Origin of the sequence: Marinobacter fuscus (genome assembly GCF_003007675.1) — a bacterium.
Taxonomy (GTDB): domain Bacteria; phylum Pseudomonadota; class Gammaproteobacteria; order Pseudomonadales; family Oleiphilaceae; genus Marinobacter; species Marinobacter fuscus.
In genome coordinates, this window is record NZ_PXNP01000098.1 from 18,221 (window position 1) to 31,429 (window position 13,209).

The following is a 13,209-nucleotide window of genomic DNA, read 5'->3' on the forward strand; positions in this document are numbered from 1 at the left end:
GCTATGAAAAGCTCAGCCGTTACTTCTTGTTGGCGCGCTTACGCTCGTTTTCAGTAAGCAGCTTCTTGCGCAGCCGGATCGACTTGGGTGTCACTTCCACCAGCTCGTCGTCCTCGATAAACTCCAGCGCCTGCTCCAGCGTGTGTTTGATCGGCGGAACCAGCCCGATCACCTCATCCTTACCGGAGGCCCGCATGTTATCGAGCTTTTTCCCTTTGGTGGGGTTAACCACCAAATCGTTGTCCCGACTGTGAATACCACACAGCTGACCTTCGTAGATTTCCTGGCCCGGGTCGAGGAACAACTTGCCCCGGCTCTGCAGGGTTTCCAGAGAATAGGTCAGCGCCGTTCCTGTCGCCATGGAGACAATCACGCCGTTCTGGCGACTGGTCATCTCACCGGCCTTAATCGGCCCGTAATGACTGAACGTCGAGGTCAGTATACCGGTACCAGAGGTCATGGTCAGGAAGCTGTTGCGGAAACCGATCAGACCACGGGCGGGGATGGTGTAGTCCAGGCGGATACGGCCTTTACCGTCCGGAATCATGTTGGTCATCTCGCCACGACGCAGCCCCATTTGCTCCATTACCGGGCCCTGATGCTGCTCTTCGATATCGACGATCACATTCTCGTAGGGCTCCTGCTTCACCCCGTCGACTTCTCTGACCACCACTTCCGGGCGACCCACCGCCAGCTCGAAGTTCTCCCGACGCATGTTCTCGATCAGTACTGACAGGTGCAGCTCGCCCCGACCCGAGACCTTGAACTTGTCAGCCGAATCGCCTTCTTCAACCCGCAGCGCCACATTGTGCAGCAGCTCTTTGTCCAGGCGCTCCTTGATGTTCCGGCTGGTCACGTACTTGCCTTCCTTACCGGCAAACGGAGAGTCGTTTACCTGGAAGGTCATGGAGACAGTCGGCTCATCGACCGTCAGCGGCGGCAGCGCCTCGACCGCAGAGGGATCACACAGGGTGTCGGAGATAAACAGCTGATCCAGACCGCTCACGCAAATAATGTCACCCGCCTGAGCTTCATCAACTTCTACCCGCTGCAAGCCGGAGTGCCCCATGATCTTGAGGATACGGCCGTTGCGCTTCTTGCCGTCGGCGCCGATAGCGACGACGGGAGTGTTAGTGCTGACATTGCCGCGCATGATGCGCCCGATGCCGATAACACCCAGAAAGCTGTTGTAGTCCAGCTGGGAGATCTGCATCTGGAACGGGCCGTCACGGTCTACTGAGGGCGCCGGCACATGGTCAACAATGGCCTGGAACACGGCATCCATGTTCTCTGCCAGTTCATTGTAATCCAGGCCAGCCAGGCCATTCAGGGCGCTGGCGTAAACAATGGGGAAGTCCAGCTGTTCGTCGGTGGCACCCAGGTTATCGAACAGGTCGAACACCTGATCAACTACCCAGTCCGGTCGCGCGCCCGGGCGGTCAATCTTGTTCACCACCACAATCGGGTTCAGGCCAGCGGCAAAGGCCTTCTGGGTAACAAAGCGGGTTTGCGGCATGGGCCCGTCGATTGAATCCACCACCAGCAGCACACTGTCTACCATGCTCATGACCCGCTCCACTTCGCCACCGAAGTCGGCGTGGCCCGGGGTGTCTACGATGTTGATATCGTAGTCTTTCCACTTGAGCGCCGTGTTCTTGGCCAGAATGGTAATGCCACGCTCTTTTTCCTGGTCGTTGGAGTCCATAACACGCTCGTTTTCGAGCTCTTTGCGGTCCAGGGTTCCAGACTGGCGCAGCAGCTGGTCAACCAGAGTGGTCTTGCCATGGTCGACGTGGGCGATAATGGCAACGTTTCTAAGCTTATCAATCACAACGGGTACCCTACAGAAATTATCGGCGCGCAGTATATCGAAAAGTCTCAGGGGATAATATGAAGTTTAGCGCCTAATATGTAACCAGTTCCCGAATGCACCAACAAGACGCACTGAACGCCCGGCCGCACCAATTCGGTGCAAAAAAACCAGGAGCGCAAACACAGCACGTTCTTTGATTTTCAGTGGAACAGGCCGAAGAATCCTGTTTTCAGGCATTCGGGCAAAACTGGCAAGGCGATTGCTAAACAAACCTCAGCCGCATTTGACAGGTAAGCCATCAGCGGTTCTGGTAAGCTGCGCGAGTCTTTCCAGAATCAGCAAACCAAGGCTGAACGATCCGGCATTTAAGAACGTCAAAATTCTACGGAGCATGCAGAATGTCCAAGACGATTGATTTGATCAAAGAGCACGAAGTCAAGTGGATTGACTTGCGTTTCACCGACAGCCGCGGCAAAGAGCAGCACGTTACCATGCCTGCCACCGAGGCGAGCGAAGACTTTTTTGTTGACGGCAAGATGTTCGACGGCTCATCTATCGCTGGCTGGAAAGGCATCAATGAATCCGACATGATCCTGATGCCGGTAGACGAAACGGCCGTGCTGGATCCGTTCACCGAAGAAACCACCATTAACATTACCTGTGACATCGTCGAGCCCTCCACCATGCAGGGCTACGAACGGGATCCGCGCTCTGTGGCGCAGCGGGCCGAAGAATACCTGAAGTCCACCGGCCTGGCCGATGGCGCGCTGTTTGGCCCTGAACCCGAGTTTTTCATTTTCGATTCCGTCAAGTGGAATGTCGACATGAAAGGCGCCATGTATGAGCTGCACTCCGAGGAAGCCGCCTGGGTATCCGGCGAAGACTTCGAGCGCAACAACATTGGCCACCGCCCGGGCGTGAAAGGCGGTTACTTCCCGGTGCCGCCGGTAGACAGCCTGCACGACCTCCGTGGCGCCATGTGCGCAGCCATGGAGTCTATGGGGCTGACCATCGAAGTGCACCACCATGAGGTAGGCACGGCTGGCCAGTGCGAAATCGGTGTTGGCCCGAACACGCTTACCCGCAAAGCCGACGAAGTACAGATTCTGAAGTATTGCGTGCACAACGTGGCCCACGCCTACGGCAAAACCGCCACCTTCATGCCCAAGCCCGTGGTGGGCGATAACGGCTCCGGTATGCACGTTCATATGTCTTTGAACAAAGACGGCAAAAATCTGTTCGCCGGTGACGGCTACGCAGGCCTGAGTGAAATGGCCCTCTACTACGTTGGCGGCATTATCAAGCACGCCAAAGCCATTAACGCCTTTACCAACCCGGCCACCAACAGCTACAAGCGCCTGGTACCCGGCTACGAAGCCCCGGTCATGCTGGCCTACTCGGCCCGCAACCGCTCAGCCTCTATCCGTATCCCCTACGTGAACAGCCCCAAGGCACGGCGCATCGAGGTTCGTTTCCCGGATCCCGCTGCCAACCCGTACCTGGCCTTCGCCGCCCTGATGATGGCGGGTCTGGACGGCATCCAGAACAAGATCCACCCGGGCGACGCCATGGACAAGGATCTGTACGACCTGCCAAAAGAAGAGGCCATCAACATTCCACAGGTTGCCACTACCTTGCAGGAAGCTCTGGAGTGCCTGAAGGCAGACCACGAGTTCCTGACCCGGGGCGGCGTATTCACGGAAGACATGATCAATGGTTATATCGACCTGAAACAGGGCGAAGTCGAGCGCCTGAACATGACCACGCACCCCGTGGAATTTGACCTCTACTACTCCTGCTGACCACCGCGCCTGCGGGCGCACGTGCATTCAGGCAAAAGCCCCGCGTCATGCGGGGCTTTTTTTGTTAACTCTCTCCCAATTTCCAGGGCGCCCCCCGGCCCTTAACGATATGTAACCAAGCTCAGGGGTCGCAGCATTGAAATGCCGGGGCCTGCATTCGATAATCCAATCAGTTCATTACTGCAGGTTACTTTTGCCATGAAAGCACCGTTTCTTATTGCCGCCAGCCTGTTACTGGCTGCCTCCGGCGCCTACAGCGAGGTTTACCGTCACGTCGATGCCCAGGGTAATGTCACCTTTTCTGACGAGCCCATGGACGGCGGTGAACAGGTACAGGTGAAACCGGTCACTACAATTACTTTGCCAAAACCGGAAGCCGTCAGAGAACCGGAAAGAATGCAGGAACAGGCAGATCGCGAGGGCGCAGCCTATGGTTCCCTAACGCTCACCTATCCGGACAACGGGCAGGCACTCCACAGTGGCAACGGTAATGTCACCTTCAAGATATCAAGCACCCCCGGCCTCCGGCCAGGCCACCGGTATGAAGTCACACTCGACGGCCAGCCCGTGGGCCAGAGCAGCTCTGACAGCATCATTGTCGAGAACATTGATCGCGGAACCCACAACGCCGGTGTGCACATCGTCGACCAGAGCGGCATTCGGGTTAAGAACGGCGACCCGATCACCTTTACCATCCACCGCCCTTCACGCCGAAACTGACACACCGCACCAAGACCGTGCACGCGCACCAAGTTAGTGCCATACTGTGAGCAATCCCGGCAGGTGGCACGCCTTCCAAGACGAACCTCGGCCCGACTGACTGCGATCTGCCTTCCCGAAAATTTCCCCTGCCTGCTCCAGGCGCCCCTATTCGAACTGGTTCGATTCTTGCTTTAAACAACAGGCGCCAACTTGCATGGTCGCAAGATCATCTGATCAGCACACGGAAGCCTCTTATGCCACGCCGAACAAACGACAGCAACGGAACCAACGACACCAGTATTCTCGACAGCCTGGCAACCGCTGTTCTGTTGCTGGGTGAGGATCTGTCGATTCGATATCTGAACCCGGCTGCCGAAAACCTGCTGGAAACCAGCATGAGCCGGAGTCGTGGCCAAAAACTGCAGGAAATCCTGATCGATACGGGCCATGCCCAGGCTACGCTGCAGGCCTCGCTTGCCAACGGCCATCCGTACACCCGGCGCGAAGCCGAACTTGCCCTGCCCTCCGGCACCCGGCTAACCGTCGATTACTCAGTGTCGCCGATCACCCAGGCACCCACCGAGTTACTTATCGAAATTCAGCCCAAAGACCGCTTGCTGCGAATCAGTCGTGAAGAAGACTTGCTGTCCCAGCAGGAAACCACCCGCAGCCTGGTTCGCGGCCTGGCCCACGAGATCAAAAATCCGCTTGGGGGCATACGAGGTGCCGCACAATTACTGGATCGGGAGTTGGCCAGCGATGAGCAGCGGGAGTATACCCGCGTGATCATCGACGAAGCGGATCGGCTGCGGGCTTTGGTCGACAGGATGCTGGGCCCCAACAAAGCACTGACCATGGCCTCCACCAATATTCACGAAGTGTTGGAGCGCGTGCGCACTCTGGTTGAAGCTGAAAGCAAAGGAAATATCCGCTTCGAGCGCGACTACGACCCGAGTATTCCGGAATTTTCCGGCGACAAGGAGCAGCTGATCCAGGCGTTCCTGAACATTGCCCGCAACGCCATGGAAGCCGCCTTTGAAAGAGCGGCACCGGCCCTCCTTGAGACAGAGCCAGCCATAACCGTCCGCACCCGGGCGCTCCGGCAGTTTACGATCGGCCACCGTCGTTATCGCCTCGTTTGCCGGGTGGACATTATCGATAACGGCCCAGGCATTCCGCCCGAGCTACTGCACAGCATATTCTATCCGATGGTCAGTGGCCGGGCGGCCGGAACCGGACTTGGGCTATCGATTGCACAGAGCATCATCGGCCAGCACCGGGGGCTGGTGGAGTGTGAAAGCGAGCCCGGACAAACCGATTTCATTATCTTCCTGCCTCTGGAGAACAACGCATGAACCAACCAGCGAATGTCTGGATTATCGATGACGATCGCAGCATCCGCTGGGTGCTTGAACGTTCCATGAGCCAGGCAGGCATGCAGCCCCGGGTATTCGAAAGCGGTGAAAGCATTATGCTGCGTTTGGAACAGGAACAGCCCGACGCCATCCTGAGCGATATCAGAATGCCCGGTGTAGACGGCATTACCCTGCTGTCCCGCATTGTCGAGCGACACCCCGATCTGCCGGTCATCATCATGACCGCCCACTCGGATCTCGACAGCGCTGTCACCAGCTATCAAACCGGCGCCTTCGAATACCTGCCCAAACCTTTTGATGTGGACGACGCCGTGGCATTGGTTCGGCGCGCGGTGGCACACAGCCGCGAAAAACGCGCCAGCAGCGACCCGGTTCTGGAAACCGCGCCCAGAACCCCGGAGATCATCGGCGAGGCGCCCGCCATGCAGGAGGTGTTTCGTGCTATCGGCCGCTTGTCCCACTCCAACATTACCGTGCTGATCAACGGTGAAAGCGGCACCGGTAAAGAGTTGGTGGCCCAGGCACTGCACAACCACAGCCCCCGGGCGCGTCACCCGTTTATTGCCCTGAACATGGCGGCTATCCCCAAAGATCTGATCGAATCGGAGCTCTTCGGCCATGCCAAAGGCGCTTTTACCGGCGCAGCGGCAACGCGCCACGGGCGGTTTGAACAGGCCAACGGCGGCACCCTGTTTCTGGATGAAATCGGCGATATGCCCGCCGAGACCCAGACCCGCCTGTTGCGGGTCCTGGCCGATGGCGAATTCTATCGGGTGGGCGGGACCACGCCGGTGCAGGTCGATGTGCGCATTATTGCCGCCACCCACCAGAATCTGGAAAAACTGGTGCAGGCAGGCCACTTTCGGGAAGACCTGTTCCACCGCCTTAACGTGATACGGGTTCACCTTCCTAAACTGGCGGAACGGAGGGAAGATATCCCCCGGCTGATGCAGCACTTTCTGAAGCGCGCCGCCAAAGAACTGGCCGTGGAGCCGAAAGTGCTGACCCCGGACGCGGAAAACTTCCTCACCACCCTGCCCTGGCCGGGCAACGTGCGCCAACTTGAAAATGCCTGTCGCTGGCTGACGGTGATGGCCAGTGGCCGGGAAATTCACGTAGACGACCTGCCGCCGGAGCTGATTCAGCAGGCCGACGAAGAACACCTGGCAACAGGCCTGACCTGGCAGGAAGGACTGAGACACTGGGCCGAAGAAGAACTTAAACGGGGCCACAAAGGTATTCTGGAAACCGCGGTGCCGGAATTCGAAAAAATCATGATCGAAAGCGCCCTCAAGCACACCGGTGGCCGCCGTCGCGATGCCTCTGTGTTACTGGGTTGGGGGCGGAATACGCTGACCCGCAAGATTAACGAGCTGGGCATGAGTGCGGAGGAGCAAGAGGACGCATGATGTGCGCTCCCAGCCAATGCCCGCTCAGCGTTCCTGCCAATAGATGACCCGGTCGTGGCCCCGATAAACGCCGAATGTGGCCAGGCCACTCGGGTGGTCAAACGTGCTGTCCCCGTTCCAGTCGTATGTCAACCACGGCGGCACCTGCCAGCGCAACGTATCGGTTCCCTGAGAGCCATCCGGCAGCAGGCGCAAGGCAGGCGCGGTTCCGGCCGAAAACGAACCTGATGGTGCGGCTGCGCCATCCAGCCGGTGGTAGTTGGCAGTATTATTAATGAGAGCCGTATCCCAGGCGGTGCAGCGGTCGGCAATGTTGGTCTCGAAGCGGCTACCGTTCCAGTACTCCACTCGATAGGGCATAGGCAGCACCGGAAGAGTCTCCGGGCCATACACATTGTCCATAGACCAGCGCCCGAAACGTATGTGCAAATCCGCCAGCGGTGTAAACGGATAAGGCGCTGACTCAGCCGCAACTCCGTCGCTGTCGGTCAGCTCTTCAATGACAAACTGCAACGCTGGCCGAAAGGGCGCGACAAGACCATCACCCGTGCGCCCGAATTCGAACTGCTCAGATGCATCATACTGAAACAGCATTTGCCCGGAACCCAGCACATTTTCGGGGCCGCTCAATACCCCCGGTAACGGGGTTGAGAGCACCGGCATCGCACTGCCGACAAGGTTCATCGTGAGCTGATCAACATCGGGATACCGGCGTTTTACGTCCGGCGCCACGAGTTTCTGGAAGCCTGGGAACCGGTAATTTCGGGTTACTTCCCCCTGCACAGACAAAGGGGTAATCGTCAGCTCAGGCGCCAGCAACCAGTCAAAAGGCTGGCCGGTATAGGTGAAGGATTGGGCCGCACCTGTGCAAAATGGCGCCAGTTCGCCGGGGCTGACCTCAACCTGGAATCTGTCGGGATAGAACCGCCCGACAGGCCGACTGCGGGCCGCGGGCAAATCCCGTCCGAGATAACTTCCGGGGGCTGGAGTCATCGCCACCTCAAATACGCCCACCTCCGATATCTGAGCTTCAACAACCTCAGCGGCCGACAGGGAGCGGGCGTGAGAATAGCTGGCCGGAAGCAGGGTGCCCTGGGCACCACCCGCCGGAGCCACAAGGGTGGTTTCAAGCGGAATATCAAGCAATCTGAAATTCGGTGTTACAGGATTTCCCTGGCACAAGTCTGCATCTGCGTCTGATTGCCAGCCCACGGCGGTAATGGAGACATCGAACGCTTGCCCCGCTTTACGAAACGCAGGGCACCGCTCATCCCCGAAACCGCACACGCCCTCTGGCTGAACACAGAATCCTGCGGGTAGGCTGACAAAACTATCGGCGCCCGGCATCCGAAGCCCGGCGTCATTGCTTGACGCACTGCCCTGATAAAGTGCGTTCAGGTTCATCTGGCCAGCATCGGGATAGGTCACCTCGATGTTCGCGACACCGCCTGCGCCAAACTCCAGTTCCACAACCGACGCATCGGCTTCATTGCGCCCGACAGGCTCCCCCTGCACTAAAACCTGCCGGGAGTCCGGGCGCCCGGCAGGGCCCGGATTGACATAGGCCGACCAGAACCGAACCGGTTTTCGAACATTTTCAAACGCGGGCACGCACGCGTTGCTCTGGTCGTCCCGCTGAACAGCCCGCACCTGAATATTCGACTGGGGCCGGTGCGACGTCAGATCAGGCACTTCAAATGCCAGCCCCGTATCCCGAAACTCGACCTCACAATTTGCCGGGTTCAGGCTGCCAGAGCCGTTATCGCACAGGGCACGGCTGAATGCCTTGGCTGGCGGCGTTGATGAAACCACATCCAGGCGAACCGACCCCGGCGTGGTCTTCTGCAATGGCCGAACGGCTTGTCCGCCGCTGAAACTGAAAGTGTCGCCCCCCAGCCAGCCGGTTGGCTGCAGGGTGACCTCAACCGGATCGGTAAACGGTACACTGCAATCCGCGTTCTCGCAGGCCCGAATGGTAATGGCTTCAGGCTGACAGGTGAGTGCAACGCCATCGTATACGAACTCGAAATGATCGACCTGTTTCCCCATCGGCTCAAGCTTCAGGGCACATACCTTCAGGTTATCCAGTTCATGAATATTGGTACTGCCTCCGGTTGAACCGGTGAGCGAGATCAGAAAATCGTCGGGTACAGGCGCCTGCCCGGCTCGGGCCAAAACATCAAAGGGTCCGATAAGGTTCTGGTAACCACCGCCTGTATCCCGCTCTACCGTTACCAGTGCTTGCCCGGCCTCCTGGGAGTCCACTACGATGCGATAACGGTGAGGATTGCGCGCTCCGGTGTCGTCTATACCTGGTGACAAGCTTCCTGTGCCTTCAAGATATCGATACCCGCTGGCTCCGGATCCTGACCCCCTCAAGGTAACGGAGTCCCTCGTGCGTTGCCCGCCGCCCTGCTTTCCCTCATTATTGGCAGCAAAGTTACCGTATTCATCAATGCCAACGCCAAGCCAGCCACCGGCAAAGCCAGGTGTGCCATTGTTGCGTTGGGCGTAGCCCAATGCGCCACCGTAACTGCCGGGCTGAGGGGTCACCTTCGCATCGGAAAACACCACCGCAATACCATCCGCCCCATTCCCCCCATATGCGAAGTAGTCGAATTCCAGCACAACCAGGTTTTCGGCGCCGGGCAGCAGGCGTTGCAGGGTAGCAGCGGTGGACTGATTTCGTCGGGCTTCGGTCATCCGCATGCGGCCATCAACCACCTGGGGCGTGAACGACCCTCCAGCAACCGATGTCACCCAGTCTGTTTCGCCGAGAGACGCTTCGGAAAAGTCATCCGTGAAACACTCAGTGGGCTCGGGTTCCGGGTCGGGCTCGGGCTCCCCGGAGCTGCAAAGGCCGTCCAGTAAGCCCGAGTTCGCGGCACCGGGATCGTGCGTAAACTTGGGTTTGTCATCATCAAAATCCACTTCATCCTCAGACGCGATTGCACCTGACACCTGAACCTTATCATCTGCCTCAATCTCACCTGTCGTGTAAATCACACCGTTGAATTTTGTTTTCTCTCCAAGCTCGAGATCACCTTGCACCACCAACAGCAACTGGCTCGGATCGCCATTGAGATTAATCTTGGACTTTTCATCAAACTCGTGGTCGCCGGAAACAAAGATTCGGACCACCTCGCCAGGTTTGACGGCAAGTTTGTATTTTTCGTCTAGCTCATCGCCTTTAAAGTAGTAATCTCCCCCGCTCAACTCGGTGCCAGATGCTGGCCAGGCCTGTGGGGCAGGCCATTTCCCGACGGGTGCCGGTGCGGTGTTTTCATTATCGTTGATCGTCAGGCGCTTATCCTTCGGCAACTCTTCATTGATTCCAGTATCGGATGAATAGATCTCATCACACGACAGCGCCAGTGCGCTGCTCGCCCAGAACGCCAGCGCCAGTGACACCAGGATCCTTAACCAGACCTGCCTGCTCATCGAACCCGAACCTCCACCGTGCGCTCTGCCCGATCCATTCCCTGCCCGCACCAGCCCCTGCTGGTGAGTGAATACACCGTGTTACCACCGGCACCATCCAGCGGGGCGATAACCGATTCACAGTCAAGCGCCGCACCACAGCCGTTAAGCCCGGCTGCAGAAAAGCCCAAGCTGGCAGGGACGGCACTGCAATCGTTGGCCTCCAGCACTTTATGCACCGCCAGCTGAGCCCCGCTTTCAGCGGCGAAAAACGCCCTCTGTGACTGTATCTGTAGGCTAACGGCCTCTCCACCCGCCTGCTGCATTTGCGCCATTGTCAGTACCAGCAAGGCCAGTACAGTTATAACGAACAACGCGACAGGTAAACCGGCGCCAGCCTGACCTTGAGTGCTTCTGAATTCAGGGTACATTTCGAACCTGAACCTCCTGATCAAATGCCGTGGTTTCTCCGGATTGGGCATCACTGATCTCGAAACGGAAGGACACCACAGCCGCCCGCTTCTGGCTGGGAGGCTCTACCTGAAAGCGAACAGAGCCGCTCACCAGGTTTGCCGCCAGCACTTCTCTTTTCGGATGGCTTGCCGGTAAGGCGGTTGCGACTGCTTTATTCAGGCCATAATCCCGATACCGAAACAGATACGCCCCTGCCTGGCAGACAGTTACCGGTGAGGCCGCCAGATAAAACCGGCGTTCCGGCGAACGGCTTGCAAATTGATGGGTTGCTCCGCCTGCAAACTGTACCGTCACCGCCGCCGTGCCGGAGGGCATGGTGGCCGGGGGTGAAATCGGCCCCGGATCTTTGGGCTCGTAAAGGTCTTCGCCATATCCGTAAACAACCACCCGCCCGGTAGCGCTGCGGTTATATGGCAAGGGCACTGCTTCAAAGCGATCCGGGCTGGAGGCATTTGGCAGTGTCAGATAATTCGAGGCCGCCAGAATCGGCATCCACTCCAGGCACGAGCCGTTACTGTTTGTACGTATCGAGGTGGGTAGTGCCTCACGCAGCTCGCGGCTGAGCTGCTCACTGATGACCACACCTGCCAGCGACCTCTGTTGCCTGGCACTTACATCCAGAGCCCCCTGTGTCGAGAGGCTGACAAAGCGCACTGAAATGGTTGCCACGATGGCAAGTAGCACAATTACCATAACCATTTCGATTAAGGTAAACCCTCGCAAACCAGCAGTCTGCATGGTAGACGCGGCGCCAGACATCAGAAGTTCGCTCTGTAAGCGGAAAAGGCATAGCGGCCACCGGAGGGGTCGCGAATATCCAGGTCTATGCGTTTTGCATCCCGTTCTGCGAGGCCAAGATCCGCCCCCGCACAGGCGACAGTCACCGCAACCGAAAAGCCCTGATACCCCGGAAGTCCGGTGCCATCAACAGCCGTTGGCGGGCCGTTCAGCGAGTGATAATCATCGACATCGTCAAACGATGCCCGAACCTCCCCGGCCTCTTTGCCAATGGTGCAGGCGCCCGTGTATTTGGGAACACCTCCCGCTGGCACCTGATGGTCGTATTTTCGGGTAAGTATCTCATCCATGTACAACTGAGCCAGTTTCACCGCCCGGGTCTGGTTCAATGGGTCTGCGCTGCGACCGGCGATCAGGGAAAAGGCACCCACCACTCCGGCAATAGCGATACCGATAATCATAATGGTTATGACCAGCTCAACCAGCGTGGCACCTCTCTGGAAGGCTCTCATGGCAGGCAACTCCCGGCATACACTGCACCCAGAGAGCTCAGGCAGGTTTCAAACCGACTATCACCAGAGAAGATAAGTTGCAGACTAACGCCTCCGGTCGGAGCGCCGAACGCGTCAAAGGTTAGCAAGAGCGGCAAACTGTGGTCGACAATGCTAAGGCTTGTACCCTCGCGGGCCAGTTCATAGCCGCGCTCAAGCGCAGTGCCCGGCCCCACCACAAAGCGGAAACTGTCCGCGGTTTGTTCAATTCGAAGCGCCGAGGCGCCGTTGCCCGCCAACGCTGCCTGCTGGGCAAGCAGCGTGGCGGAAGCGAGTTGCTGGCTGGCCAGCAACGGCGAGAAGGCAGAGCGACTGGCAAACAGGCCTATTCCCAGAGCGGAGAGTACTCCGATCAGAAAGATGACCATGACCAACTCTATGAGAGAAAACCCTCGAACACCGATGAGAGACATCCGCACCTGCGCTCCAAACCTGTCAAAATAGCAGCGCCTCAACAGCCGCCAAGTTCGATTGAGGTAACACGCCCAGAAGTCTCATCGTAGGCGAATTCACACTTGTCTGGCGCTGTCGGAGTATATCCTTCAATGGTAAATACACCGGTGGTAGCATCAAAGGCAAAGTCATTAGGGTCAATCTGCGCCGCTGCAGTGATGCCCTCAGGAGAGCTTCCGTGCGCAACAGAAGCGGGATACCCCTCTGCTGACATATCAACCTGCACTCCATCTAACGTTAATGGATCAGGACTGTTTCCATCGGCAAGCCAGGCTGAGTGAGCAATTGCAGCTGCAGATTTTACAGCGCCCGCGGCGCCCTCAATACTGGCTTGACGCGCATCCCCACCCAGATCCGCAAAACGCGGCAAGGCGAACGCCGCCAGAATCCCCAGAATGACAATCACCATCACCAGCTCGATCAGGGTGAAGCCCTTCTGTTTCTTTGCTGCAACCATATTCATCATGAGTA

General features: G+C 58.0%; 11 protein-coding genes. 4 read left to right on the plus strand and 7 right to left on the minus strand.

Annotated elements, in window-relative coordinates; translation table 11 throughout:
• Positions 1-19 precede the first annotated feature (19 nt).
• On the minus strand, positions 20-1,831 hold the full coding sequence (gene typA, locus C7H09_RS14175; protein ID WP_106763799.1) for a translational GTPase TypA: 1,812 nt from the start codon (positions 1,829-1,831) through the stop codon (positions 20-22).
• A 380-nt stretch (positions 1,832-2,211) separates the two neighbouring features.
• Between typA and glnA the strand changes: the two genes are divergently transcribed.
• The 4 genes from glnA to glnG all read left to right on the plus strand — a co-directional run bounded on the left by glnA (position 2,212) and on the right by glnG (position 7,102).
• Positions 2,212-3,615 (plus strand): glutamate--ammonia ligase, encoded by a 1,404-nt coding sequence (gene glnA, locus C7H09_RS14180; RefSeq protein WP_106763801.1) that lies wholly within the window; start codon positions 2,212-2,214, stop codon positions 3,613-3,615.
• A gap of 198 nt (positions 3,616-3,813) precedes the next feature.
• The gene (locus tag C7H09_RS14185; RefSeq protein ID WP_106763888.1) at positions 3,814-4,335 is read left to right on the plus strand and encodes a DUF4124 domain-containing protein; all 522 of its coding nucleotides are present in this window, start codon (positions 3,814-3,816) and stop codon (positions 4,333-4,335) included.
• 236 nt (positions 4,336-4,571) lie between these two features.
• Positions 4,572-5,672 (plus strand): nitrogen regulation protein NR(II), encoded by a 1,101-nt coding sequence (glnL, locus tag C7H09_RS14190; RefSeq protein ID WP_106763803.1) that lies wholly within the window; start codon positions 4,572-4,574, stop codon positions 5,670-5,672.
• Positions 5,669-7,102 (plus strand): nitrogen regulation protein NR(I), encoded by a 1,434-nt coding sequence (gene glnG, locus C7H09_RS14195; protein ID WP_106763805.1) that lies wholly within the window; start codon positions 5,669-5,671, stop codon positions 7,100-7,102. Before glnL ends, glnG begins: the two co-directional genes overlap by 4 nt.
• Positions 7,103-7,126: 24 nt before the next feature.
• Here the strand turns inward: glnG and C7H09_RS14200 are convergent, their stop codons facing one another.
• Genes C7H09_RS14200 through C7H09_RS20450 form a run of 6 tightly spaced genes read right to left on the minus strand, consistent with a single transcriptional unit; the run spans position 7,127 to position 13,204 of the window.
• Complete coding sequence (locus C7H09_RS14200; protein WP_106763807.1) at positions 7,127-10,543, minus strand: DUF6701 domain-containing protein; 3,417 nt, start codon at positions 10,541-10,543, stop codon at positions 7,127-7,129.
• Positions 10,540-10,953, minus strand: a complete 414-nt coding sequence (locus C7H09_RS14205; RefSeq protein ID WP_106763809.1) for a hypothetical protein — start codon at positions 10,951-10,953, stop codon at positions 10,540-10,542. Before C7H09_RS14205 ends, C7H09_RS14200 begins: the two co-directional genes overlap by 4 nt.
• Positions 10,943-11,755 carry a PulJ/GspJ family protein gene (locus C7H09_RS14210; RefSeq protein WP_338064051.1) on the minus strand — a complete coding sequence of 271 codons (813 nt, stop codon included), beginning with the start codon at positions 11,753-11,755 and terminating at the stop codon, positions 10,943-10,945. Before C7H09_RS14210 ends, C7H09_RS14205 begins: the two co-directional genes overlap by 11 nt.
• The gene (locus tag C7H09_RS14215; protein WP_106763810.1) at positions 11,755-12,246 is read right to left on the minus strand and encodes a prepilin-type N-terminal cleavage/methylation domain-containing protein; all 492 of its coding nucleotides are present in this window, start codon (positions 12,244-12,246) and stop codon (positions 11,755-11,757) included. The genes C7H09_RS14210 and C7H09_RS14215 overlap by 1 nt, the downstream gene beginning before the upstream one ends.
• Positions 12,243-12,698: a pilus assembly FimT family protein gene (locus tag C7H09_RS14220; RefSeq protein ID WP_106763813.1), complete on the minus strand. Its 456-nt coding sequence runs from the start codon at positions 12,696-12,698 to the stop codon at positions 12,243-12,245. Before C7H09_RS14220 ends, C7H09_RS14215 begins: the two co-directional genes overlap by 4 nt.
• A gap of 38 nt (positions 12,699-12,736) precedes the next feature.
• Positions 12,737-13,204 (minus strand): prepilin-type N-terminal cleavage/methylation domain-containing protein, encoded by a 468-nt coding sequence (locus C7H09_RS20450; protein WP_420844194.1) that lies wholly within the window; start codon positions 13,202-13,204, stop codon positions 12,737-12,739.
• Positions 13,205-13,209: the final 5 nt, after the last annotated feature.